The 23983-nt window shown below is 65.4% G+C and carries 21 protein-coding genes; 5 read left to right on the top strand and 16 right to left on the bottom strand.

The features are described from left to right. Positions 1–31: 31 nt before the first annotated feature. From ftsH to dnaE, 15 genes are all read right to left on the bottom strand, one after another. On the bottom strand, positions 32–1921 hold the full coding sequence (gene ftsH, locus SJY40_RS02200) for an ATP-dependent zinc metalloprotease FtsH (protein WP_378942216.1): 1890 nt from the start codon (positions 1919–1921) through the stop codon (positions 32–34). A gap of 57 nt (positions 1922–1978) precedes the next feature. Continuing rightward, a complete protein-coding gene (tilS, locus tag SJY40_RS02195) occupies positions 1979–3103 on the bottom strand; it encodes a tRNA lysidine(34) synthetase TilS (RefSeq protein WP_378942213.1) in 1125 nt (374 codons plus the stop codon). 108 nt (positions 3104–3211) lie between these two features. Then, positions 3212–4120 (bottom strand): tol-pal system protein, encoded by a 909-nt coding sequence (locus tag SJY40_RS02190; RefSeq protein ID WP_378942211.1) that lies wholly within the window; start codon positions 4118–4120, stop codon positions 3212–3214. Further along, entirely contained in the window at positions 4117–4653 is a 537-nt protein-coding gene (gene pal / locus SJY40_RS02185; RefSeq protein ID WP_378942208.1) for a peptidoglycan-associated lipoprotein Pal, read from the bottom strand. Before pal ends, SJY40_RS02190 begins: the two co-directional genes overlap by 4 nt. A gap of 10 nt (positions 4654–4663) precedes the next feature. Continuing rightward, positions 4664–5992, bottom strand: a complete 1329-nt coding sequence (gene tolB, locus SJY40_RS02180) for a Tol-Pal system beta propeller repeat protein TolB (RefSeq protein WP_378942206.1) — start codon at positions 5990–5992, stop codon at positions 4664–4666. Positions 5993–6052: 60 nt separating this feature from the next. Next, positions 6053–8011 (bottom strand): hypothetical protein, encoded by a 1959-nt coding sequence (locus SJY40_RS02175; protein ID WP_378942203.1) that lies wholly within the window; start codon positions 8009–8011, stop codon positions 6053–6055. Positions 8012–8014: 3 nt separating this feature from the next. Beyond that, the gene (locus SJY40_RS02170) at positions 8015–8464 is read right to left on the bottom strand and encodes an ExbD/TolR family protein (protein ID WP_378942201.1); all 450 of its coding nucleotides are present in this window, start codon (positions 8462–8464) and stop codon (positions 8015–8017) included. Between the two features lie 3 nt (positions 8465–8467). Next, positions 8468–9160, bottom strand: coding sequence for a protein TolQ (tolQ, locus tag SJY40_RS02165; protein WP_378942198.1), 693 nt, complete (start codon positions 9158–9160; stop codon positions 8468–8470). A gap of 116 nt (positions 9161–9276) precedes the next feature. After that, positions 9277–9999, bottom strand: a complete 723-nt coding sequence (locus tag SJY40_RS02160) for an HAD family hydrolase (protein WP_378942196.1) — start codon at positions 9997–9999, stop codon at positions 9277–9279. Continuing rightward, entirely contained in the window at positions 9996–10388 is a 393-nt protein-coding gene (gene ybgC, locus SJY40_RS02155; RefSeq protein WP_378942193.1) for a tol-pal system-associated acyl-CoA thioesterase, read from the bottom strand. The genes SJY40_RS02160 and ybgC overlap by 4 nt, the downstream gene beginning before the upstream one ends. 42 nt (positions 10389–10430) lie before the next feature. Beyond that, positions 10431–11462 (bottom strand): Holliday junction branch migration DNA helicase RuvB, encoded by a 1032-nt coding sequence (gene ruvB / locus SJY40_RS02150; protein ID WP_378942191.1) that lies wholly within the window; start codon positions 11460–11462, stop codon positions 10431–10433. Further along, the gene (locus SJY40_RS02145) at positions 11462–12364 is read right to left on the bottom strand and encodes a M48 family metalloprotease (protein ID WP_378942188.1); all 903 of its coding nucleotides are present in this window, start codon (positions 12362–12364) and stop codon (positions 11462–11464) included. Before SJY40_RS02145 ends, ruvB begins: the two co-directional genes overlap by 1 nt. Positions 12365–12381: 17 nt before the next feature. Then, entirely contained in the window at positions 12382–13101 is a 720-nt protein-coding gene (gene ruvA, locus SJY40_RS02140; protein WP_378942185.1) for a Holliday junction branch migration protein RuvA, read from the bottom strand. Continuing rightward, on the bottom strand, positions 13098–13607 hold the full coding sequence (gene ruvC / locus SJY40_RS02135) for a crossover junction endodeoxyribonuclease RuvC (RefSeq protein ID WP_378942183.1): 510 nt from the start codon (positions 13605–13607) through the stop codon (positions 13098–13100). The genes ruvA and ruvC overlap by 4 nt, the downstream gene beginning before the upstream one ends. Before the next feature lie 53 nt (positions 13608–13660). Beyond that, positions 13661–17131: a DNA polymerase III subunit alpha gene (gene dnaE, locus SJY40_RS02130; RefSeq protein WP_378942180.1), complete on the bottom strand. Its 3471-nt coding sequence runs from the start codon at positions 17129–17131 to the stop codon at positions 13661–13663. A gap of 95 nt (positions 17132–17226) precedes the next feature. Between dnaE and SJY40_RS02125 the strand changes: the two genes are divergently transcribed. From SJY40_RS02125 to SJY40_RS02105, 5 genes are all read left to right on the top strand, one after another. After that, positions 17227–18747 (top strand): ABC transporter ATP-binding protein, encoded by a 1521-nt coding sequence (locus SJY40_RS02125; RefSeq protein ID WP_378942178.1) that lies wholly within the window; start codon positions 17227–17229, stop codon positions 18745–18747. Beyond that, positions 18744–19820, top strand: coding sequence for an ABC transporter permease (locus tag SJY40_RS02120; protein ID WP_378942175.1), 1077 nt, complete (start codon positions 18744–18746; stop codon positions 19818–19820). Before SJY40_RS02125 ends, SJY40_RS02120 begins: the two co-directional genes overlap by 4 nt. Further along, the gene (locus tag SJY40_RS02115) at positions 19817–20704 is read left to right on the top strand and encodes an ABC transporter permease (protein WP_378942173.1); all 888 of its coding nucleotides are present in this window, start codon (positions 19817–19819) and stop codon (positions 20702–20704) included. Before SJY40_RS02120 ends, SJY40_RS02115 begins: the two co-directional genes overlap by 4 nt. 37 nt (positions 20705–20741) lie before the next feature. Next, positions 20742–21818 (top strand): BMP family ABC transporter substrate-binding protein, encoded by a 1077-nt coding sequence (locus SJY40_RS02110; protein WP_378942171.1) that lies wholly within the window; start codon positions 20742–20744, stop codon positions 21816–21818. Between the two features lie 170 nt (positions 21819–21988). Next, positions 21989–23092 carry a glycosyltransferase family 8 protein gene (locus SJY40_RS02105; RefSeq protein ID WP_378942169.1) on the top strand — a complete coding sequence of 368 codons (1104 nt, stop codon included), beginning with the start codon at positions 21989–21991 and terminating at the stop codon, positions 23090–23092. Between the two features lie 5 nt (positions 23093–23097). On the opposite strand, the gene purU is transcribed toward SJY40_RS02105, so the two are convergent. After that, a complete protein-coding gene (gene purU / locus SJY40_RS02100; RefSeq protein WP_378942167.1) occupies positions 23098–23982 on the bottom strand; it encodes a formyltetrahydrofolate deformylase in 885 nt (294 codons plus the stop codon). Position 23983 lies beyond the last annotated feature (1 nt).

Below are 23983 nucleotides of genomic sequence, written 5' to 3'. Positions count from 1 at the left end.
TCCGGATCGGGGGGTTTTTCAATTTTCCAACTTATGCGGGTGCCGGATCGCCGCCCGGTGTCGGGCCGGTCTTAGGCACCGCCGTCACCGAAGGGATCTTGGTCGCAGGCGTGTCGTCATCATTGTCGTCCAGCGAATCGCCGCGGACGATCTTGCCGATCTCCTCGCCGGTCAGGGTCTCGTATTCCAGCAAGCCCTTGGCCAGACGCTCGAATTCGACCTCTTTCTCGACCAGGATGCGATAGGCTTCCTGATAGCCGCTTTCGATCAGCTCGCGCACTTCCTGCTCGATCAGCTCTTTCGTCGCCGCCGAAACCGAGAAGCCGCCGGTGCTGCCGGAATAGCCCTCATGCGCCTCGGCATAGTCCACGGCACCGACCTTGTCGGACATGCCCCACCGCATGACCATCGCACGCGCCAACGCGCTGGCCTGCTGGATATCGCCCGCAGGTCCGTTCGAGACGCCTTCCTCACCGTATTTGATGATTTCGGCGGCCTTGCCGGCCATGGTCATGATGATCTTTTGCTTAGCCTCATCCTTGTGGAAGTTCAGCCGGTCCATTTCAGGCAGGCTGACGACCATGCCCAAGGCTCCGCCACGCGGAATGATCGTGGCCTTATAGACCGGATCACATTTCGGCATCGACAGGCCGACAATGGCGTGGCCGGCTTCGTGATAGGCAGTCTTTTCCTTCTGTTCCGGCGTCAGGACCATGCTGCGGCGTTCGACACCCAGCATGACCTTGTCCTTGGCGCTTTCGAAGTCCGCCATGCTGACAAAACGGCGACCGATGCGCGCAGCGGTCAGCGCGGCTTCGTTCACAAGGTTCATCAGATCGGCACCCGAGAAACCGGGCGTGCCACGGGCGATCAGGCGCAGGTCGACGTCGGGACCGACCGGAACCTTGCGCGCATGCACCGATAGGATCTTTTCGCGACCCTTGATGTCCGGGTTCGGCACGTGGATCTGACGGTCGAAGCGGCCCGGGCGCAGCAGCGCGGGGTCCAGAACGTCCTTACGGTTGGTCGCGGCGATGATGATGATGCCTTCATTGGCCTCGAAACCGTCCATCTCGACCAGCAGCTGGTTCAGCGTCTGTTCGCGTTCATCATTGCCGCCGCCGATGCCGACTCCACGGGCACGGCCCACAGCGTCGATTTCGTCGATGAACAGGATGCAGGGCGAAGATTTCTTGGCCTGCTCGAACATGTCACGGACGCGGCTTGCACCGACACCCACGAACATTTCCACAAAGTCAGACCCCGAGATGGTGAAGAACGGCACGCCGGCTTCGCCCGCAATCGCACGCGCCAGCAGCGTCTTACCGGTGCCCGGAGGGCCGACCAGCAGCGCGCCTTTCGGGATCTTGCCACCAAGGCGGCTGAATTTCTGCGGGTTGCGCAGGAATTCGACGATCTCTTCCAGCTCTTCCTTGGCTTCGTCGATGCCAGCCACATCGTCGAAGGTCACGCGGCCGTGCTTTTCGGTCAGCAGCTTGGCCTTGGATTTGCCAAAGCCCATCGCGCCGCCCTTACCGCCGCCCTGCATGCGGTTCATGAAGAAGATCCACACCCCGATCAGCAGGATGAAGGGCAGCCAGACGCCGATCAGCGACATCAACCCCGAGCTTTGCTGCTTGACCACGCGGACATCGATGCCCTGCGCGATCAGCTTGTCGGTGATCTCTTCGCCCATCGGGCGCACGGTGGTGTATTCCTGTCCGTCCGCGCCTGTCAGGGCGACATCCTCACCATCGATGGTGACGTTCGACACCTGTTCGTTCTGAACACGCTGGATGAAGTCGGAATAGCTGATCTGGCGGCCATTCATGGCGGTCGAGCCGTCGCTGAACAGATTGAACAGGGCCAGAACCATCAGGAACAGAACCACCCAGAAGGCGAAATTTCGTGCGTTGCCCAAAACGGGTCCTCCGGCGGAATGCGGTTTGAATTGAAAATAGGGATTATCGCGACAGGTTCAATGCGCCTTCACCAGACTGCGGAAATCTGCCGCGCCCCTGAGGGGTGAAACCGTGATCCCGGGCACCTTGCGCAGCAGCGGCGCAGCGATCAGACGGTCGTTTTCCCAGATTGCGGGACTTGCGGCGGCTTCATCGCGTTGCAAACCCGAATCACGCCAGCCCAGTTTCGGCAGCGGATCTGTGCCCAGCATCGCGACATGCTGCCCCGCCTGCAGACCCGTGATCCGCCAGCGACGGTCCCAGGTCTGATCATTGGTCGCCGCATCGGCACGACCCGCCGACGCAGCCTCGCGCGTCAGGCGCAGGCGGCCTGCCGCGGGTGACAGCATCACGCCGTCCAGGGTCACCCGCCCCTGCGCCATCATCGCCTCCAGCGCGTGGATGAGCGTGGCCCGGCGCGGCGGGTAATCGGCCCCTGTCACCCACCGGCACCCCGCGACCAGAATGCGGCGGCGAATTTCGGGCGGTGCTTCACGCAGGTCCGACAAAGGCAAGGACAGGCTGCCTCGGTCAAACTGCGCGTCGCGGGCGATCATCAGCGCAAAATCCGACAGGGCATCGCGCGCACTGGCGATATGTTCGGCAGATCGCGCCAGTCCCGCAATGTCCAGACCAAGCGCGCCGATGGCCTGGCGAACGCGCACCCGGTCGAAATCGGTGTTGTCGTTACTGGGATCATCGATCCAGCCGTGGCCATGCAGACGCAACCAGTCGCGCAACTCGTCACGGCCCGCCCCCAGCAGCGGGCGCAGCCAGCGCATATCGAAGGCATCGCGCCAAGGTGCCATCGCCGCCAACCCGTCGATGCCCGACCCGCGCGCAAGGCGCATGACCAGCGTCTCGGCCACGTCGTCGGCGGTATGGCCAAGCGCCACGGCAGGCAGCGCGTTGCGATGCGCCCATCCCGACAGCAATCTCAGCCGCGCATCGCGGGCCTGCGCCATCAGATTTCCGGTCTCGGTTTCGCGACGCCACAGCAGGACGACATGCGGCAGGTTCAGCGCGCGGGCGGCACGGGCGACGGATTGCGCCTCGGCGGCGCTGCCGTCGCGCAGACCGTGATCGACGGTCGCCACCATCAGCCTGCGCCCCTTGGCCCAATCCGCGGCGACATGCATCATCGCGACCGAGTCCCCCCGCCCGAGACCGCCAGCCCAAGCGCAGGCAGGTCACCCGCCAGCCTGTCAAGCGCGGCGCGGATCGTGGCGGCGGGATCGGTCATCGGGGGGTCACTGGTATTCGGCCATATCCGCAGCAGCCTCGGGGTCCAGCGTGGGGTCCAACAGCGGGTCCAGCGCGCCCAGATCATTGACGCCGCAGCCCAGTTCGACCACGCGCTGTTCGGCAGTGGCGGCTTGGGGCGTGCCGGGGAAACGGGCGGGTATCTCGGCCAGATACAGGCAGGCGGCGGTCGCGTCGCCTTGCCCCGCGATCACGGTGGCGATGCCCAACAGGCTTTCACCGGCACGCGGACCGTCAGGATCGGCGGCGAAACCTTCCAGCCACGCGGCGGCGGCGTCACGGGGCTGACCTGCCGATTGCAGCGCCTGTCCGCGCAGGAACAACGCTTCAGCGGTCAGCGGGCCACCGGCATGGGTCTGGGCGACATCCGCGAACATCTGCGCGGCGCGCGCATGATCGCCCTTGTCCAAAGCCTCGCGGGCGGCATCGAAATCGGCCTGTTCACTGCGGGTCACGGCGGGCGCCCCCTGATCCGAGGGCGCAGGCGCGGCCGGGGCCAGTTCGGGATTGCCACCCGTCTGGGGAACGGTCGTCGTGAGGCTGGACAGATCGCAGGCGTCGTCGACCTCACACAGCCGGAATTCCAGATCGGACAGTTGGCGGTCCATGTCGTGGGCCGTGCCGTTGACGTGGTTCTGCAACCGCTCGGCCTGGTTGGTCAGCTGCATCAACTGGCTTTCCATGGCGTCCATCCGGTCGATCGCCGTCGCCCCGCCCGCCGCCTGATAGCCCGCCGCCCCCGAAGCCCGCAGCTCCGAGCGCAGCGATTGCAACTGGCCGCGCAGGTCCGACAACTGACCGCGCAGATCGGCCAGCGTGGCGGCATCGGGCGCAGCCGAGGCCGCGCCCGCCGACGTCACCGCCAGCATCATCGAAAGCGCAGCCCGTCTGATCATGCCCCGGCCCCGTTGTCGTTGACCACGGTCACCGCACGGCGGTTTTTGGCATAGCAGCCTTCGTCCGAACATGTCTCGGCCGGGCGCTCCTTGCCAAAGGACAGCGTCCGGATCCGACCCGGCTCGACACCTTGGGCCACCAGATATTCCTGTACGGCACTGGCACGTCGCGCCCCCAGTGCCAGGTTGTATTCACGGGTGCCGGTTTCTTCGGCATGGCCCTGCACGATGGCGGTGAAATTGCCGTTCTGCCCCAGCCATTCGGCCTGACGCGCCAAAACGGCACGCGCATCGGGGGTCAGCGTGGTCTGATCGACTGGGAACAGCACGGTGTCGCCCACGGTCCCTTGGAAATACTGGGCGGTGGATTGCGACCCAAGCGTGCCGCCGTTCAGATTGCCCTGGAACACCGCGCCCCCTCCGACGGTGGAATAGGGGTCGACCACGGGCGGCGCCACAGGCGGCGCTGGCTGGGCGCAGGCTGCCAAGGCCAGCAGGCACCCCGTCAATGCGGTCTTCGTAGCGATGTTCATCATGTCATCCTCATGGCATCAGGGGGCCCCAGGACGGGTCCGAGGCGGCAAAATCCAGGTTCATCGGTCGCATGTTCCGCCCCGTGATGTCCACGGAATGCAACCTCGGCTGACCATTTCCCCCGGGGGTGACGCGCGTGAACATCACGACGCGACCGTTGGGGGCCCAGGTCGGCCCTTCGTCCAGGAAGGACTGCGTCAGCATCTTTTCCGAAGACCCGTCCGTGCGCATCACCCCAATATGGAAGGTGCTGCCCAACTGTTTGGTGAAGGCGATCATGTCACCTTTGGGGGACCAGACCGGCGCGCCATAGCGACCATCGGCAAAGCTGATGCGGGTCGGTTCCCCGCCCTCCAGCGGCATGATGTACAGCTGCGGCGTCCCCGAACGGTCGCTTTCGAAAACGATGCGCTTGCCGTCGGGGCTGAAGCTGGGCGAGGTCTCGATCGAGGGCGCGGTGGTCAGCGGACGCTGCGCGCCGGTGGCCACATCCATCAGCCAGATGTCGGTATTGCCGCCGTTTTCATGCGAATAGGCGACCCAACGGCCATCCGGGCTGAACGAAGGCGCAAAGGCCATCGAACCCTGGTCGATCGTCAGCGGCCGCGACGTCACCGTCGCCACATCCATCAGCTGGATTTGCGGAAAGCCACTGTCATAGCTGGTGTACAGCAGCTTGCGACCGTCGGCGGAGAACTTGGGTGCCAGCACCAGCGACGAACTGTCGGTCATCCACAGGATGTTCGCGCCGTCGTAATCCATGACGCCGATCCGCTTGATACGGGCGTTCTTGGGTCCGGTTTCCTGAACAAAGGCCACGCGGCTGTCGAAATAGGGCTTTTCCCCCGTCAGTCGCACATAGACCTGATCGGCGATCTTATGTGCCGCACGGCGCCAATCGGCCGCGCGGGCGTCGAACTGCATCCCGTCGCCCTGCGGCTGCCCAGAGATCACATCATACAGCCGGAACCGCACGCTAATGTTGTCGCCGTTCTGCGTCACCTCGGCCGAGACCATGGCCTGCGCATTGATCGCGCGCCAATCCTCATAGCTGACGGCTTCGGCAAAGCTGGCAGGTTTTGCGACATGGCTTTCGGCCGGGATCTCTCGGAACAGGCCTGTGCCGGTCAGATCGTCGGCCACGACACCGCGCACTTTCGCGGCCATGTCGGCGGACCCGTGGAAGGACGGGATGGCGATGGCCATCGGCTCGATCACGCCATCGGTGATCTCGATACGCAGGGGGGTGTCCTGCGCATGGGCCGCGGTGCCGATCATGCCGGTCGAAACCGACAGGGCCATCAGCAGGGCCGTAGCGAGGATAAGCTTGCGGAACATGACGTCCTCATTACCTTGGGTCGGGCAAAAGCGAAAGGCCGCCTTCGATCCCTGTTATACTTAAAATTCAACGCCGTCGGGGCGGAAATCGACCACGACATCACGCCAGCGCCCGTATTTGGACGCTGGCAGGTCGAAACCTGCCCTCCCGCACATCAGGATGGCACGGCGCGCGACCTCGAAGGCCTGCTGGGCGCCGGTTTCCGAACCACCATTGTAATCCACGATGCGCAGGCTGTTCTGGTCTGGCACGCCCTGCGGCGTCAAGCTGAACCCGACCGAGACCGTCATCCGCGACGCCTCCACCGACAGCGCGCCGACGTTCCAGCAGTTCTGGATGGCGAACCGCAGACCTTCACGTTCGGCAAATGACATCGGCTGGCCCAAGGGCGCGGCATTCGCACCATCCTGACCGTCGCGGTCTTCGGGAACGACGGGCACCAGCTGCATCAGGTCGCGCGGCGGACCCGAGGCATCGTTTTCACCGTCGCCCGCGCCATTCCCGGCCATGGCCCCGGCCAATGCCGCCGCCAGCGGGTCCTGCCCTGCCGACGCGCCGCTGCCGCCCTCGATCGATTGGCGATCGCCGCCAAAGGCATCCCCGGTTGAGGCGCTGTCTTGCCCCTGAATGCCCGAAGCGCCTTCCTGCGCCTCGCGCAGCGCATCCTCCAGCGCCTGCCGGTCGGCCTCGGCCTGACGGTCTGCAGCGGCTTCCCGCTCTGCCACAGCTCGACGCTCTGCCTCTGCTTGACGGGCGGCTTGTGCTTGACGGGCGGCTTCTGCCTGTCGGTCTGCGGCGGCTTGGCGTTCAGCTTCGGCCTGACGCTCGGCCTCGGCTGCGCGCGCGGCCTCTGCCTGACGTTCAGCTTCAGCTTCGCGTTCCGCCTCGGCACGACGTTCGGCTTCAGCCTCGCGTTCTGCTTCAGCCTGGCGCTCAGCTTCTGCTTCGCGGGCGGCTTCTGCTTGGCGGGCGGCTTCTTCACGCTCGGCTGCGGTGCGGCGCTCGGCCTCGCGCTCGGCTTCCGCCTCGGCGGCGCGACGTTCCTCGGCCTGACGCTCTTCCGCCGCACGTTCCGCTTCAGCGGCCTGACGCTCGGCCTCTTCGCGTTCCGCCTCGGCGGCACGGCGGGCTTCTGCTTCACGGGCTTCCGTCTGGCGGGCAACCTCGGCGGCGCGTTGTTCTTCTACGGCCTGTTCTGCCGCTTCGGCGGCACGGCGATCCGCCGCCTCCTGCGCGGCTTCGGCCTCGGCTACTGCTTCTCGACGCTCGGCAGCGGCCTGTTCTTCGGCGGCCTCGGCCTGACGCGCCGCCTCTTGGCTGGCGGCCTGCTGTTGGGCCACGCGTGCGGCCTCGACCTCGGCGGCGCGTTCGGTGGCGGCGCGTTGTTCGGCAGCGCGGGCCGCTTCGGCAGCGGCCTGGCGGCGGTTGAATTCCTGAACCAGCCCCGCCGGACGATCCTGCGGACGGGGCGAGGCGTCCAGCGCCAGCGCCGAACGCGGTGCCACGGGCGTCGCAACCACGTCCGGCGCGGCGGCAACCGGCTGGCTGGGTTGCGCCACTGGTGCCGGGGCCGAAGGTGCGGAGGGAATACGCGGCGCCGCCTCATCCGGCTGATCAGCGGTGGCGGTGGGCAGATCGGTCGCCACCTCGACCGGATCGGCGGCCTGGAAATCACTCAGGTCGGGGACCGCCTCGGAGGCATCCGGCGTCGCCAGCGGTGTGGCTTCGGCGGGCTGCGGCGGTTGCGCGTCCACCGGGCGGGCGGTGCCATTGGCATCGACCTGCTGTTCGGACTGGTTGGCAACCGCGGACGCATCAGCGCCCACGGGACCCGCTCCGCGTGACGCCGCCGCCAGCTTTTCGAAATCGGAGCCGCTGATCGTTGACACCTGGGTCGAGCGGACCGGCGTGCTGGGCTGCGGGCGGAACAGCGCACCGCCCACGATGGCCCAGAGGATCAGCACCCCATGCGCGACCCCCGAAACCCAATAGCCGGTGCGGCTTTCACGATCATCCATGGCCTAGCCGTCCATCCGTGGGCCGCCGGCCTCGGTGACCAGCACGATGTCGGTGATGCCCGCGGCGTTCAGCGCACCCATGATTTGAACGACGCGCGAATAGGGAATGGCCCCGTCGGCGCGCAGGAAGACCCGGCCCGACTGACGATCCGCCAGCGCGGTTCTCAGCGCGGACACGACCTGATCATCCTCGACCGGCTGGTCCATGACCAGCATCTGTCCCTCGGCGGGGATCGAGATGACCAGCGGTTCCTCCTGCTCGGTCGGGACGGCGTTTGCTGCAGTCTGCGGCAGGTTCAGTGGCACGCCCGCGGTCATCAGCGGGGCGGCGACCATGAAGATGACCAGCAGCACCAGCATCACGTTGACGAAGGGCGTGACGTTGATCTCGGACATCGGCTGGTTGCGCCGACGCCCCTTGCGGCTGACCCGTTTGACGACCGAGGATCCCATGACTTACGCCTCGTCCATTTGGCGCGACAGCAGCGTCGAGAATTCGTCCGAGAACGCCTCCCACCCGCCGGTGATGCGTTCCGCGTCGCCCGACAGCTTGTTGTAGAAGACCACGGCAGGAATGGCCGCGACCAGGCCCAAGGCGGTGGCCAGCAACGCCTCGGCGATGCCCGGCGCCACGACGGCCAAGCTGGTATCCTGCGACAATGCGATTCCCTCGAAGGCGGTCTTGATGCCCCAGACTGTGCCGAACAGACCGATGAAGGGCGCGGTCGACCCCACGGTGGCCAGGAAGGATAACCCGCGGAACAGGCGCTGCTCCTCGCGCTGGATGGCGACGTTCATGGCGCGGTCGATGCGGCTGATGCCGCCAGGGATCAGGCGACCGTCATCGCGGTGGCTGCGGCGCCATTCGGTCATGCCGGCGGCGAAGATGCGTTCGGATGCGCCCTTGGGCCGGTCGCCAAGGCGGTCGTAAAGATCGTCCAAGGGCTCTCCGGACCAGAAAGCGCGGTCGAAACGGCTGGCTTCGGTACGGGCGCGGGCAAAGACCATGAACTTCTGGACGATGATCGCCCATGCCCAGAACGAGGCCACGATCAGGATGATCATGACCACCTGAACCGTCAGGGACGCGCGAAAGAACAACGCCATTGCCGAGAAATCTAGGGCCTCAGCGGCCTGAATGGGTTCCATAATCACTGCCTTATCATCAAGGATCGACGGCTGCGTGTCGCAGCCTGCTGTTGCGCATCTTTTACCGCGTTCCTAGCAACTGTTTCAGCCCCCGGCGCAACACAATGGCGTCACTTTTATGCAATCCGCAGCCGATATGCCGCAATCGCGCGATAGGACGGGCGCAGCGCATCGGCCAGTGCAGCCAGTTCACCGGTCAGTTCGGGCAGCGGGCCTTCGGGTCCGCCGAACCCGGTCGAGGCGTTGACCGCATCGTACCAGACCGCGCCCCAGACGCCGTCCTCGGGGTGGGGACCGGGGGTCCATGCCAGCATGGCGGGGGTGAATTCGATGCCGATCACCGCACAAAGCGCCCGCAATGCACGCTCAGGGTCGCGGCGGATATCGGCGCTGTCGATCACCACGGGGCCCGGGCCGCTTGCGGACATCTGTCGGAACATCTGCCATTGACGGTCGAAGCCCAGTTCCGCCGGATCGGGCAGCCCGCGTTTCTGCGCAAAAGATGCAACCACCCGTTCGGGTTCGCGAATCAGAAAGACATTGGTGACCTTGTCGGTCCAGCCCAGATCCATATCAGGCAGCATGTGCTGGACCATATGCTTTTGATATTGCAGCGGTGCCGCGCCGCCGGTGGTCAGCACCGGCAGGACATTGCGCCAGTCTGCCTGCTGGCTGGCGATGACCTGTTCGCGCATCGGGTGCGGCAGGCCCGTCTGCACCAGATAATGCGCATAGAACGGTTCATCGACACAGGCGCAATCGCCGCGCGCCCCAAAGCTGCGCATCATCGCCGTCGAGAGGTTCCGCGGCCCCGACCACATGGCGATGCGGCGCGTCATCCGCGCAGTGCCGCCGCCAGATCGGCTGGCAGACGCACGGGCCGGCCCTTGGCGTCCAGACAGGCGATGGTGACGCGGGCGGTGAACAGGGTTTCGTCACCGCGCATGACCTTTTGATCCACCACCACCCGCGCGGGGCTGCCCTGCGCCAGATCGGTCACGACCGTCAGCAGATCATCGAAACGGGCGGGACGCAGGTAATCCGCCTCGACCCGCCGGACGGCGAAGACATGGCCGGTGGTCTGCTGCATCGCCAGCTGGTCGATGCCCAAGGTCCGCAGCCATTCGCTGCGGCCCCGTTCGATGAATTTCAGATAGTTGGCATAATAGACGATACCGGCAAGGTCGGTATCCTCGTAATAGACGCGGAGGGTGATGTCATGGCTCATGCCCCGCAGGCTAAGGCGCTGAGCCCGCTTGCGCAATCGGGCTTAGCCGGGGAACAGCGTTGCCTGACCGGGGGGCGTCGGCATGTCCAGCCCCAGATGCCGCCATGCCCGTGCCGCCAGCTGACGCCCACGCGGCGTGCGGGCGATCAGACCCTGTTGCAGCAGGTAAGGCTCGATCACTTCCTCGATCGCGTCGCGACTTTCCGACAGCGCCGCCGACAGCGTCTCGACCCCCACCGGCCCCCCGCCATAATGCTGCGCCATCAACGTCAGATAGCGGCGGTCGGCGCCGTCCAGACCCAGATCATCGACGCCAAGCCGGTTCAGCGCCATGTCGGCGATGTCGCGGGTCAGGCGACCATTGCCCTCGACCAGCGCGAAATCGACGACACGGCGCAGCAGACGGCCTGCGATGCGTGGAGTGCCACGGGCGCGGCGGGCGATCTCCATCGTGCCTTCGGGTTCGGCGCTGATCCCCATCATCCGCGCCCCACGCTGGACGATCAGGTCCAATTCGCCGATCTCATAGAACTGCAGACGGGTGGGAATGCCGAAACGGTCGCGCAGAGGCGTCGTCAGCAGGCCAAGCCGCGTCGTCGCGCCGACCAGCGTGAAGGGCTGCAATTCGATGCGCACCGTACGGGCGGCGGGGCCTTCGCCGATCACCAAGTCCAGCTCGAAATCCTCCATTGCGGGATAGAGGACTTCTTCCACCGCAGGGTTCATGCGGTGAATTTCGTCGATGAACAGAACATCGCGCGATTCCAGATTGGTCAGGATCGCCGCCAGATCCCCCGCCCGCGCGATCACCGGACCCGAGGTCATGCGGAAGTTTACACCCAGTTCGCGCGCCATGATCTGTGCAAGCGTGGTCTTGCCCAGACCCGGAGGGCCGAAGAACAGCGTGTGATCCATAGCCTTGCCGCGCATCTTCGCGCTTTCAATGAAGACCCGCAGGTTGGCGCGCGCCTCGGCCTGACCGACGAATTCCGACAGGTTCTGAGGGCGAAGGGCACGGTCTTCGGCATCGCCATCCAGCTTTTCGGGGCGCAGATCGGGGTCGGGCTGGGTCATCAATGGCTCCAAGGCCCTTGGCTGCGGCCTTGGCCGCTGCGGGGGATGCGTGTGGGCGTGGCTGGTTCAGGTGCCGCACGCATCGCCATCAGACGGGCGATGCGTTCCTCGGTCGGGGGGTGCGTGGTGAACAGCTTGTCCATCCGCAGACCGGCCAGCGGGTTGATGATGAACATGGATGCCGCTGCTGGGTTCTGTTCGGCAGGCATATTCACCGTGCGCCCCGCAGCCCCCGCGATCCGCTGCAAAGCCGATGCCAAGGCCCGCGGCTGGCCGCAGATTTCAGCGCCGGTCTTGTCGGCTTCGTATTCGCGGGCGCGCGATACGGCCATCTGAACCATCGTCGCGGCCAAAGGCGCAAGGATCATGGCGGCAATCGACCCCAGCATCCCACCCCGGTCGTCGCGGCGGGTGAAGATCATCATGTTCCCCATCATCGCAATGGCACCGGCCATCGTCGCGGTGATGGTCATGGTCAGCGTGTCGCGGTGTTTGATATGGGCCAGTTCATGCGCGATGACGCCGGCCAGTTCGTCCGGGGTCAGCGTGTTGACCAGCCCCTGCGTCACCGCCACGGCGGCATTTGCCGGATTGCGACCGGTGGCAAAGGCGTTGGGCTGTTCGGTCGGCAGCAGATACAGCTTGGGCATCGGCAGGCCCGCACGTTCGGCAAGGCGCGCCGTCATGGCGTGGATCTTGGCACCCTGATGGGGTGACAATTCGACCGCGCCCTGCTGGCGCAGAACCATCTTGTCGCTGTTCCAATAGCCAAAGAAGTTCATGCCGCCCGCGATCAGAAAGGCGATGATCACGCCCCCCTGCCCACCCATCATCCAGCCAAGGGCCATGACCAGCGCGGTCATGGCAGCCATCAGCAAGAAGACCTTCGCGTTACCTGCCATTCTGCATTTCCTTCGGATCAGTCCTTGGGCGCCAAGGCCTTCAGCGCCGCGCGGATCAACGCCTGCATGGTGGCGCCCGGTTCCCGCGCCTGCGCCTCGGCCACAGCGCCCGCCGCCTCCGAGGGACCATAGCCCAGGTTCGTCAGCGCCGACAGCGCGTCCGCCATCGCCTGCCCCGAATGCGCACCGTCGGTGGCCGGGCGCGCCTTGTCGCCGGGGATCGACCCCGGCGCCAAGGCGGCGGACGCGCCGGGCTCGATGCCCGGCTCGTCCGCACCCCCGCCCGCCATCTGCGCGCCGGCATCGACCGTGAAGCTGCCGCCCAAGGCCATCACCGAGGGCGCCTTATCCTTCAGTTCCAGCACGATCCGCTGCGCCAGCTTCGGCCCTACTCCGTTGGCCTTGCGAACGGATGCCCAATCGCCAAGCGCTATCGCGCGGCCCAGACCTTCCGGACCAAGCGTGCCAAGAATGGCCAGCGAGACCTTGGCCCCCACGCCCTGCACGCTGGTCAGCAGCCGGTGCCATTCCTTCTCCAGCATGGTGGTGAAGCCGAACAGCTGCAGCAGATCCTCGCGCACGACCAGCTCGGTATAGAGCGCCGCCGCCTGCCCGACCGGAGGCAGCCCCGCACCCGTCCGTTCGCTGACATGCACGATGTAACCTACGCCCCGCACGTCGATCAGCACGTGATCCTGCGCGCGGTGGATGATGACGCCTGCGATGCGTCCGATCATGCCGCGCCCCGCTTGGGCTGCGCCACGCGCAACGTGCGGCTTTGAAGGTGGCGGGCGTGACAGATGGCAATGGCCAGCGCGTCTGCCGCATCGGCGCTTTCGAACTGCACCCCCGCCAGCTGAACGCGCACCATGTGCTGCACCTGTTCCTTGGCCGCGTGGCCCACGCCGACGACCGTTTTCTTGACCGCATTCGGAGCATATTCGCCGACGGTGATGCCGGCCTCGGCCGGGGCCAGCAGGGCGACGCCGCGCGCCTGTCCCAGCTTCAGCGTGCCGGTGGCATCCTTGTTGACGAAGGTCTGTTCGACCGCCGCCTCATCGGGCTGATGGGTGGCGATAACGGCGCAGAGCCCCCGGAACAGCACCGACAGTCTGGACCCCAGATCCTGATCGCCGTCCGAATGAATCGTACCATTGGCGACATGCCGGATGCGGGACCCGTCCACCTGGATGATCCCCCAGCCCATGTTGCGCAGACCGGGATCGATGCCCAAGACCTTCATACTGCCCCCTTTTTTCTTATGACTAGCACGAAGCGCGAACATCCGCCAAGGCGCTATTCCTCCAGCACGTCCAGGACGCCGGGGACGGCGCGCAGGGCTTGGCGGGCGGGAGTGGTCAGGGGGGCGTCATTGGCGATCTCGATCTCGATGACCTCATCGCCTTCGCGCAGGCGCAGGCGAACGGGGCCGCGCGACCGCGAGGGCACGATGATGTCGCTGCGGATGCGGCCCAAGACCTCGGCCAGACGGGGGATGGTGTCGGCCCCCTGCATTTCGACGGCAAGGCAGCCCGCGCCCGCATCCGCCACCGCGTCTTCCAGCGCGGTCACGGAATTGGCCAGCATCTTGACCTGATCGCCCGAGGGTTCGACCTTGACCTGCAGGACCACGTTCTGCCCTGGTTCCAACCGATCACGCGATGCATTCAGCAGGTCGGAAAACACCGTGACCTCGTAAAGACCCGTGGGATCCGACAGGCTGACGAAGGCGTATTGCGTGCCCTTGGCGGATTTGCGTTCCATGCGCGCGGCCACGGTGCCGGCGATCTGGGCGACCATCGGGCCGCCAAGGGCCTCCTGGCTGATCTCGGCCAGGGTCTGGACCTTTTTGCGGCGCAGGGCGGGCAGGTAATCGTCCAGCGGATGGCCCGACAGGTAGAACCCGACGGCCTTATGTTCTTCACCCAGCTTCTCGGCGGGCAGCCAGATGCCGGCGATGGGCGCGCGTGGCGGCGGCAGATCCTCACCCCCGCCGAACAGGGATGTCTGGTTCGAGTTCGCCTGTTCCTGCACCGCCGCCGACCATGCCACCAGCCCGTCTAGCGATTTCATCACCCGGGCGCGGTTGTCGTCCAGCAGGTCAAAGGCACCGGCGCGGGCCAGCATCTCCAGCGGGCGCTTGCCGACGCGCTTCATGTCCACGCGCCGGGCAAAATCGAATAGGTCGCGGAAGGGTTCATCGCCCCGCGCGGTTTCAATCAGCTTCATCGCCTCGAGGCCCACGCCCTTCAGCGCGCCCAGCGCATAGTGGATACGGCCTTCCTTGACCGTAAAGGTGGGCGCGGATCGGCTGACGCAGGGGGGGACGATCTCGATGCCCATCCGGTCGCATTCGCGCTTATAGACGGCCAGCTTGTCGGTCAGATGGATATCGCAGTTCATCACCGCGGCCATGAATTCGACCGGATGGTTCGCCTTCAGCCATGCCGTCTGATAGCTGACGACCGCATAGGCCGCCGCGTGCGATTTGTTGAAGCCATAGTTGGCGAATTTCTCCAGCAGGTCGAAAACCTCACCGGCCTTCTTCTCCGGCACCTTGTTTTCGATGCTGCCTTTGACAAACTTCGGGCGTTCCTTCGCCATCTCGGCGGCGATCTTTTTACCCATGGCGCGGCGCAACAGGTCGGCGCCGCCAAGGCTGTAACCGGCCATGACCTGCGCGATCTGCATCACCTGTTCCTGATAGACGATGATGCCCTGCGTTTCGGCCAGAATATGGTCGATGGTCGGATGGACCAATTCCAGATCCCGCGCGCCGTTCTTCACGTCGCAATAGACCGGAATGTTTTCCATCGGACCGGGGCGATACAGCGCCACAAGGGCGACGATATCCTCGATACAGGTGGGTTTCATGCGCCGCAGCGCGTCCATCATGCCGCTGGATTCCACCTGGAACACCGCGACCGTGCGGGCGGATGCGAACAGGTCATAGCTGACCTTGTCGTCCAGCGGGATCAGGTTGATCTGGTTTTCCGTCCCCGGCGTGGGTTCATACAGCTGACGGCCATCGGCGGCGACATGCAGGGGACGTCCGCCCCCGTTGATCAGATCGACGGCATTCTGGATGACGGTCAGGGTCTTCAGACCCAGGAAGTCGAACTTGACCAGACCGGCCTGTTCCACCCACTTCATGTTGAACTGGGTCGCGGGCATGTCGGACGCGGGGTCGCGATACAACGGCACCAGCCGGTCCAGCGGCCTGTCCCCGATTACCACACCCGCCGCATGGGTGGATGCGTTGCGGTACAGACCCTCCAGCTGCTCGGCATAATCCAGCAGACGGGCGACGACCTCTTCCTTGGCGGCTTCGCGCAGGCGGGGTTCGTCGGCGCGGGCCTTGGTGATGCTGACCGGCTTGACGCCTTCCACCGGGATCATCTTGGACAGGCGATCCACCTGCCCGAACGGCAGTTGCAGCACGCGACCAACGTCACGGACAGCCGCCTTGGACAGCAGCGCGCCAAAGGTGATGATCTGCCCGACCTTATCGGCCCCGTATTTCTTCTGCACATAGCGGATCACCTCTTCGCGACGGTCCATGCAGAAGTCGATATCGAAGTCGGGCATGCTGACGCGTTCGGGGTTCAGGAAGCGTTCGAACAGCAGGCTGTAGCGCAGCGGATCAAGGTCGGTGATGGTCAGCGCATAGGCCACCAGCGACCCGGCGCCCGACCCTCGGCCCGGACCGACGGGAATGCCCTGATCCTTGGCCCAGCCGATGAAGTCGGCCACGATCAGGAAATAGCCGGGGAAGCCCATCTGCTCGATGATGCCCAGTTCGAAATCCAGCCTTGCGTGGTAATCCTCGACGCTGACGGCATGGGGGATGACCTTCAGCCGCGCTTCGAGGCCCTCACGCGCCTGACGGCGCAGTTCGGTCACCTCGTCATCGGCGAATTTCGGCAGGATCGGCGCGTGGCGGGCGACGGCGAAGGCGCAGCGGCGGGCGATTTCGACGGTATTCTCGATCGCCTCGGGCAGATCGGCGAACAGCACCGCCATTTCCTGCGGCGTCTTGAAGTGATGCTGTGGCGTCAGGCGGCGACGAGGCTGGGACTGGTCGACATAGGCTTTTTCGGCGATGCAGATCAGCGCGTCATGCGCCTCGTACATGGTGGATTTCGGGAAATAGACGTCATTCGTGGCCACCAGCGGCAGATCGCGCGCATAGGCCAGTTCGATCAGACCGGCCTCGGATGCGGCCTCGGCCAGCATCAACTGCCCGTTGTCACCGGGATGGCGCTGCAATTCGACATAGAGCCGCGTTGGAAAGGCCTTGGCCAGCCGGTCGGCCAGCGCATTCGCCTTATCCGCCTGCCCCTGCGCGATCAGCAGACCCAATGGGCCGGTCGCGCCGCCGGTCAGACAGATCAGGCCTTCGGACCGGTCGCACAGCTCCTCGACCGTGACATGCGGCAGCGCCCCGCCTTCGCGCAGGTACAGGCAGGACGACAGCGACATCAGGTTCAGCCAGCCCGCCTGATTTTGCGCCAGCAGAACCACGGGGCCGGTGGCATCCCCCTGCAGGGTCACCTGACAGCCGACGATGGGCTGCACGCCCTTGTCCTGCGCCTTCACGCTGAATTCCAGTGCGGCGAACATGTTGTTGCTGTCCGTCAGCGCCACGGCGGGCATACCGGCATCTGCCGCCAAAGCGGGCAGTTTGCCTACAGGGATCGCACCTTCCAGCAACGAATGCTCGGAATGTGTGCGAAGATGGATGAATTGGGGGGAATTTGCGGCCATAATCAGGACAGTATCTCAGCCTGTCCAAACAGTGCAATTGCCCTGACGGGGATTTGCGGTCTAAGCAGGGCAGGTTTTGACCAAGGGGACGAAATTTGAACAGTACCGCCGTCTTTCGCGCCGAGGGGATCGGCAAGTCCTATCCCGGCGTCCGCGCCAATGACGACGTGTCCTTTCAGGTCGATGCGGGGCAGATCCACGCGCTGCTGGGTGAAAATGGGGCGGGCAAATCGACGCTGGTCAAGATGATCTATGGCCTCGTGCGACCCGATCAGGGGCAGATGTCGCTGATGGGCGCGCCCCATACGCCAGCCGATCCGCGTGCCGCGCGTGCGGAGGGCGTGGCGATGGTTTTTCAGCATTTCAGCCTGTTTGACGCCCTGACCGTGGCCGAAAACATCGCGCTGGGCATGGAGAACCCGCCCCCGCGGCGCGAACTGGCCGCCCGCATCACCAAGGTCAGCCATGATTTCGGCCTGCCACTGAACCCCGCCCGCCGCATCGTCACCCTGTCGGCAGGCGAACGTCAGCGGGTGGAAATCATCCGCTGCCTGCTGCAGAACCCCCGCCTGCTGATCATGGATGAACCCACCAGCGTCCTGACCCCGCAAGAGGCCGAGCTGCTGTTCGCCACCCTGCGCAAGCTGGCCGCCCAAGGTACCGCAATCCTCTATATCAGCCACAAGCTGGACGAGATCCGCACCCATTGCGATTGCGCCACCATCCTGCGTCATGGCCGCGTGGTCGACAGCTGCGATCCCCGCGCCCATTCGGCCCGCGAACTGGCCGCGATGATGGTCGGAGGCGAGATGCGCGATATCGACCGCACGGGGCGTCAAGCGGGCGACGTGCTGCTGACCGTCCGCGACCTGTCGCTGCCCGCCCCCAATACCGAAGGGACGGCGCTGAAATCGGTGTCGCTGGACCTGCGCGCCGGACAGATCCTGGGGATCGGCGGCGTGGCGGGCAACGGCCAGGAGGAATTGCTGGCCGCCCTGACGGGCGAGGTCCGCGCTCGCCCCGGCACCATCACGCTGGACGGGGCCGACCTGTCTCACCTGCCCCCCGAACAGCGCCGCAAGGCCGGGCTGCTGACCGCCCCCGAGGATCGCCTAGGCCATGCCGCCGTCCCCGATTTCAGCCTGACGGAAAACACGCTGCTGACCGCAGGGGCCCGCAAGGGTCTGGTCCGGAACGGCATGATCGACCACCGCGCCGCGCGCAGCTTTGCCGAAACCGTCATTGCCGGGTTCGATGTCCGCACCCCCGGCCCCCATGTCGCGGCACGTGCCCTGTCGGGCGGCAACCTGCAGAAATTCGTGATCGGGCGCGAGGTCCTGCAGGACCCCCGCGTTCTGGTCGTCAACCAGCCCACCTGGGGCGTCGATGCCAGTGCCGCCGCCTTCGTGCGGCAGTCGCTGCTGGATCTGGCGCGGCAGGGGGCGGGTGTCATCGTCATCTCTCAGGACCTGGACGAGCTTTTGGAACTTTCCGACCAATTCTGCGCCCTGAACGAAGGCCGCCTTTCCGAACCCCAGCCCACCGAGGGGCTGACGCTGGACCAGATCGGCCTGATGCTGGGCGGCACGCATGGCATGCAGGAAGCCGCGCTATGATCCAGCTTGTTCCGCGCAGCACCGCATCGACCTTCTGGCAGATCGCAACGCCCGTCATGGCGGTTCTGGCCACGATGATCGCGGGCGGCATCCTGTTCGCGATCATGGGGTATGACCCCGTGACCGCCATCCGCACCATCTTCTGGGACCCGCTGTTCGGACCAGCCGCCGCTTATTCCCGACCGCAGCTGCTGGTCAAGGCCGCGCCGCTGATCCTGATCGCCTCGGGTCTGGCGATCGGCTTTCGCGCCGGCATCTGGAACATCGGCGCCGAGGGGCAATACATCATCGGCGGGCTGACCGGCGGCGCGGTGGCGCTGGCCGCCTATCCTGCCGAAGGTGCGTGGATCTTCCCCGCCATGGTCATTGCGGGGGCGGCCGGTGGCTGGGCGTGGGGCATGATCCCCGCCCTGCTGCGCAACTGGTTCGGCGCATCGGAAATTCTGGTGTCGCTGATGCTGGTCTATGTCGCACAACGTGTCGCCGCATGGATGGCCTTCGGGCCGATGAAAAACCCCGAAGGCTTTGGTTTTCCGGGGTCGCGCAACCTGCAGCAATATCCATCGGCATCCAATCCCGAACTGATCGCAGGCACCGGCGCGCATTGGGGCGTCGTGGCCGCCGCCGTCGCCGTTCTGGTGACATGGGTGCTGGTCAGCCGCCACATTCGCGGTTTCCACATCCGCGCGGCAGGCTCCGCCCCCCGTGCCGCGCGCTTTGCCGGTGTCAGCCCCGCCACGCTGGTGGCCTTCAGCCTTGGCCTGTCCGGCGCGCTGGCGGGCATGGCGGGCCTGTTCGAGGTCGCGGGCCCGGCCGGTCAGATCACCGACAAGCTGGGCACCGGATACGGCTTCACCGCCATTATCGTGGCCTTCCTTGGCCGCCTGCATCCGGTCGGCATCCTGCTGGCCGGGCTGCTGCTGGCGCTGACCTATATCGGCGGCGAACTGGCGCAGCTGACCATGCAGCTTCCCGCAGCCACCGTGCAGGTGTTCCAAGGCATGCTGCTGTTCTTCCTGCTGGGTTTTGATGTGCTGACCCGGTTCCGCATTCAGGGAAGGGGCAAGTCATGATCGATCCGCTTTCGGTCTTCCTGCTGCTGCTGTCGGCTTCCACGCCGATCCTGTTCGCGGCCCTTGGTGAATTGATCGCCGAACGCGCGGGCATCCTGAACCTTGGGGTCGAGGGGATGATGATCACCGGTGCGCTGGCCGGTTTCGCCGCCGCCTATGCCAGCGGCAATCCCTTCGTCGGCTTTGCGGTGGCAGCATTGGCGGGGGCGGCGATATCGTTGCTGTACACCGTTCTGACGCAGGTGTTCCTGGCCAATCAGGTGGCATCAGGTCTGTCGCTGACCCTGTTCGGGCTGGGCCTTGCCGCCATGTTCGGCAAACCCTTCGAGGGAGTGAAGGCCCCGCCCATGCCCGGCGGCCCCTTGGGCATCAACTGGATCGTCTGGCTGGGGCTGCTGATGGTGCCGGTCATCTGGTGGTTCCTGAACCGCACCCGCCGCGGGCTGATCCTGCGCGCGGTCGGCGAAAACCACGAGGCCGCCCACGCGCTTGGCTATGACGTCCGGCTGACCCGCACCGCAGCCATCGCCTTTGGCGGGGCAATGGCAGGCATCGGCGGCGCCTTCATCAGCATCGCCACAGTCCTGCAATGGACCGAGGGCATGACCGCAGGCGCGGGCTGGATCGCGCTTGCCATCGTGGTCTTTTCCAGCTGGACGGCCTTTGGCGTGCTAGCCGGCGCATGGCTGTTCGGCGGCGTCACCGTCCTGCAGCTGCGCCTGCAGGCGGCCGAGGTTGACGTGCCCGTCCAGCTGTTGTCGATGGCGCCCTATCTTGCCACGATCATCGTTCTTGTGCTGATCTCGGCCCGGCAGAAATACAGCCGCAAGGCCGGTGGCGCGGCCCCCGGTTCCTTGGGCAACAACTTTCACGCGCTGCGCTGAACGCGGCCAGACACCCTTCCAACAGAGGATACCCCACATGCAACGCAGAACCCTTCTTGCCTCGGCCTCCGCGATCCTGATGGCCATGGCCGTCCCCGCCATGGCGCAGGACGAGCCGCTGAAGGTCGGCTTCATCTATGTCGGCCCGGTGGGCGACGGCGGCTGGACCTTCCAGCACGATCAGGCCCGCCAAGCGGTCGAGGCCGAATATGGCGACAAGGTCGAGACCACCTTCATCGAAAGCGTGCCGGAAGGGGCCGATGCCGAACGTGCGCTGACCCAACTGGCGCTGGCGGGCAACAAGCTGATCTTCGCGACCAGCTTCGGCTTCATGGACCCGGTGATGAACGTCGCGGCGAAATTCCCCGACGTGAAATTCGAACATGCCACCGGCTACAAGCAGGCGGAAAACGTCGCCACTTATGACGCCCGCTTCTACGAAGGCCGCGCCGTCACGGGCACCATCGCGGGTCGCATGACGGAATCGAACAAGATCGGCTATATCGGGTCCTTCCCCATCCCCGAGGTGATCCAGGGCATCAACTCCAGCTTCATCCACGCCAAGAAGGTGAACCCCGACGTCGAGATGAAGGTGGTCTGGGCCTACAGCTGGTTCGATCCGGCGAAAGAGGCCGACGCCGCATCCGCCCTGCTGGCCGAAGGCGTCAACGTGATCCTGCAGCACACCAATTCAACCGCGCCGCTTGCCAAGGCGCAGGAAGCCGGCGCCATCGGCTTCGGTCAGGCCAGCGACATGGCGGCCTTTGCCCCCAGCCCGCGCGTGGCATCCATCATCGACGAATGGTCGCCCTATTACATCAAGCGCGTGGGCCAGATGCTGGACGGCACATGGGAAAGCGGCGCCAGCTGGGCCGGCATCGGTGAAGGCGAAGTCGTCATCGGCGAGATCACCAACGCCGTCCCCGCCGAGGTCAAGGCCGAGGCCGAGGCCCTGCGCGACAAGATCGGCGCGGGCGAATACCACCCCTTCACCGGCCCGCTGAACAAGGCTGACGGCACCGAATGGCTGGCCGAGGGTGAAACCGCCCCCGACAGCGACCTGCAAAGCATGAACTTCTTCGTCGAAGGCATCACCGCGCAGATCCCGCAGTAATCTGTCCGATCCGACACAACGCCCCGCCCTGTCCGACAGGGCGGGGCGTTCGCATTTCCACCTGCAGGCGTCCAAGCAGCCTTGCGGATGATGCGGTGCCCTGTGCAATGTAAAGAACCCGTGACCGCCGCAGGCCGCCCTGTCGCCAGCGCCCCCAGATACAGGCTCAGATGCCGTCCCTGCACCCCCGCCAGCTGGCCAGAATCGCCTATCGCCGCCTTCCCGCCCTTGGCCCCGTCGCGATGGACGCGCTGCAGCGTCGCCGCCATTCCGAACGCCGCGAACCGGCGCATCTGAACGTGATGACATCGCTTGGGGGGCATGATGCGGATGTGTTGCAAGTGATGCTGCTGTCGCTGTCGCAATCCCACCCCGGCGATCAGATCGACTTCTGGCTGTTCCACCTGAGCCTGTCTCAGGACAAGCTGGATGCCCTTGGCGCCTTCTGCGACGGCCTGCCGAACCTGGTGCTGCATGTGATCACCGTGCAGGAGCGTAAGGATTTCGCGACCCTCAGCCAACTGGGCAACCGGCCTTTCGGCGCGCGCTTCCTGTGGTTCATCGCACATGAATACCTGCCCGCGACCATGGACCGGATCATTTACATCGACCCGCTGGACACGCTTGTGACGGGCGATCTGCTGCCCTTCGCGACGCAACCGCTGCTGGGCCAATACGTTGCCGCTTGCCGCGAATTGCCCACGACGCCGCCGATCCTGTGCAGGCCGGCCCTGCCGCCGCAGGGTCGGGCGTTGTCGGATGCCAAGGTGCTGCGGATCTCCAAGGGGGTCTTCAACAGCGGAGTGATGGTCATCGATCTGGACCGTCTGCGCCGCGACGGCGTCGGCATTCAGACCTATCTGCAGACGGCCACGCGGGCGCAGGAGCGAGGGCTGGGGTTCGGGGATCAAGGGCTTTATTCGCTGACACATGGCAGCAATTACCTGCGGGCGCATGACCGCTACAACTACCGCTTCCACGACGTCCCGCGCAAATTCGACCCGGTGGTGATCCATTTTGCGGGCCGGATCGCCAAGCCTTTCCACCTAAAGCTGTCCGGGGATCAGGAACAACAGATCCTGACGCATCTGGCGCAGACCGGCGACCGGGCGCTGCGGCTGAACCCCCATCAGACGATCAAGGCAGGCGATCTGCCGTTCTATCGCCGGTGGTGGCAGCTTTGTGCGCAGACCCCGGTCCATGACCGCATCGCGCCGGTCGCCGCGGAATACGCCACCCATGTGCTGGCGCAGCCGCGGTTGCCGCTGGTCTAGTTGCCTCAGCCCATGCGTTCGCTGGCATAGCTGCCCGGCGAGGCCGGGAAGACCACCGTCTTGGCCGCATTCAGGAAGACGCGGCCATGGATATGCGCATGGACCGCGCGGGCCAGAACCTGCGCCTCGACGTCGCGACCAAGGGACACGTAATCGCTGGCCGATTGCGCATGGGTGACGCGCACGGTGTCCTGTTCGATGATCGGACCTTCGTCCAGATCGGCAGTGACATAGTGGCTGGTCGCCCCGATCAGCTTGACGCCACGCTCATAGGCCTGCTTGTAGGGGTTCGCCCCCTTGAAGCTGGGCAGGAACGAGTGGTGGATATTGATGATCCGCCCCGACATCTGCTGGCACATCCGGTCCGACAGCACCTGCATATAGCGCGCCAGCACGACCAGTTCGGCGCCCGATTCCTCGATCACGGCCATCTGACGGGCCTCGGCCTCGGCCTTGTTTTCGGGGGTGACGCGGATCATGTGAAAGGGGATGTCGTGATTGACGACGACCTTCTGGTATTCGTGGTGGTTCGAGATGACGCCCACGATATCGATCGGCAGCGCGCCGATGCGCCAGCGATACAGCAGGTCGTTCAGACAGTGACCGAAGCGGCTGACCATGATCAGCACCTTCTTCTTGACCGCGTCATCGGTCAGGCCGACCTCCATCCCCAGACGCTCGGCCACGGGGGCGATGTCGCGACGCAGGCTTTCCAGCGTGGCATCGCCTTCGGACCGGAAGCTGACGCGCATGAAGAAACGGCCGGTTTCCACATCGTCGAATTGCGCGCTGTCGGTGATGTTGCAATCGGCGTCCGCCAGAAAGCCCGAGATCGCCGCGACGATGCCGCGGGTCGAGGCGCAGGTCACGCGCAGGGTATAGGTTTTCATC

Origin of the sequence: Paracoccus sp. R86501 (assembly GCF_042466435.1) — a bacterium.
In the GTDB taxonomy this organism is placed as follows: Bacteria; Pseudomonadota; Alphaproteobacteria; order Rhodobacterales; family Rhodobacteraceae; genus Paracoccus.
The sequence above is the reverse complement of the archived record's forward strand: the minus strand, read 5'-3'. Positions and strand labels throughout refer to the sequence as shown.

What these genes read in the sequence shown, in the direction of transcription:
- ruvC (WP_378942183.1), bottom strand. Translation starts at nt 13,607, where the DNA reads ATGAAGGTCTTGGGCATCGATCCCGGTCTGCGCAACATGGGCTGGGGG.
- SJY40_RS02160 (WP_378942196.1), bottom strand. Translation starts at nt 9,999, where the DNA reads ATGACGCGCCGCATCGCCATGTGGTCGGGGCCGCGGAACCTCTCGACG.
- SJY40_RS02105 (WP_378942169.1), top strand. Translation starts at nt 21,989, where the DNA reads ATGCCGTCCCTGCACCCCCGCCAGCTGGCCAGAATCGCCTATCGCCGC.
- tilS (WP_378942213.1), bottom strand. Translation starts at nt 3,103, where the DNA reads ATGATGCATGTCGCCGCGGATTGGGCCAAGGGGCGCAGGCTGATGGTG.
- dnaE (WP_378942180.1), bottom strand. Translation starts at nt 17,131, where the DNA reads ATGGCCGCAAATTCCCCCCAATTCATCCATCTTCGCACACATTCCGAG.
- ybgC (WP_378942193.1), bottom strand. Translation starts at nt 10,388, where the DNA reads ATGAGCCATGACATCACCCTCCGCGTCTATTACGAGGATACCGACCTT.
- SJY40_RS02120 (WP_378942175.1), top strand. Translation starts at nt 18,744, where the DNA reads ATGATCCAGCTTGTTCCGCGCAGCACCGCATCGACCTTCTGGCAGATC.
- pal (WP_378942208.1), bottom strand. Translation starts at nt 4,653, where the DNA reads ATGAACATCGCTACGAAGACCGCATTGACGGGGTGCCTGCTGGCCTTG.
- SJY40_RS02170 (WP_378942201.1), bottom strand. Translation starts at nt 8,464, where the DNA reads ATGGGATCCTCGGTCGTCAAACGGGTCAGCCGCAAGGGGCGTCGGCGC.
- SJY40_RS02115 (WP_378942173.1), top strand. Translation starts at nt 19,817, where the DNA reads ATGATCGATCCGCTTTCGGTCTTCCTGCTGCTGCTGTCGGCTTCCACG.
- ruvB (WP_378942191.1), bottom strand. Translation starts at nt 11,462, where the DNA reads ATGACCCAGCCCGACCCCGATCTGCGCCCCGAAAAGCTGGATGGCGAT.
- SJY40_RS02145 (WP_378942188.1), bottom strand. Translation starts at nt 12,364, where the DNA reads ATGGCAGGTAACGCGAAGGTCTTCTTGCTGATGGCTGCCATGACCGCG.
- ruvA (WP_378942185.1), bottom strand. Translation starts at nt 13,101, where the DNA reads ATGATCGGACGCATCGCAGGCGTCATCATCCACCGCGCGCAGGATCAC.
- purU (WP_378942167.1), bottom strand. Translation starts at nt 23,982, where the DNA reads ATGAAAACCTATACCCTGCGCGTGACCTGCGCCTCGACCCGCGGCATC.
- tolQ (WP_378942198.1), bottom strand. Translation starts at nt 9,160, where the DNA reads ATGGAACCCATTCAGGCCGCTGAGGCCCTAGATTTCTCGGCAATGGCG.
- SJY40_RS02175 (WP_378942203.1), bottom strand. Translation starts at nt 8,011, where the DNA reads ATGGATGATCGTGAAAGCCGCACCGGCTATTGGGTTTCGGGGGTCGCG.
- SJY40_RS02110 (WP_378942171.1), top strand. Translation starts at nt 20,742, where the DNA reads ATGCAACGCAGAACCCTTCTTGCCTCGGCCTCCGCGATCCTGATGGCC.
- tolB (WP_378942206.1), bottom strand. Translation starts at nt 5,992, where the DNA reads ATGTTCCGCAAGCTTATCCTCGCTACGGCCCTGCTGATGGCCCTGTCG.
- SJY40_RS02190 (WP_378942211.1), bottom strand. Translation starts at nt 4,120, where the DNA reads ATGATCAGACGGGCTGCGCTTTCGATGATGCTGGCGGTGACGTCGGCG.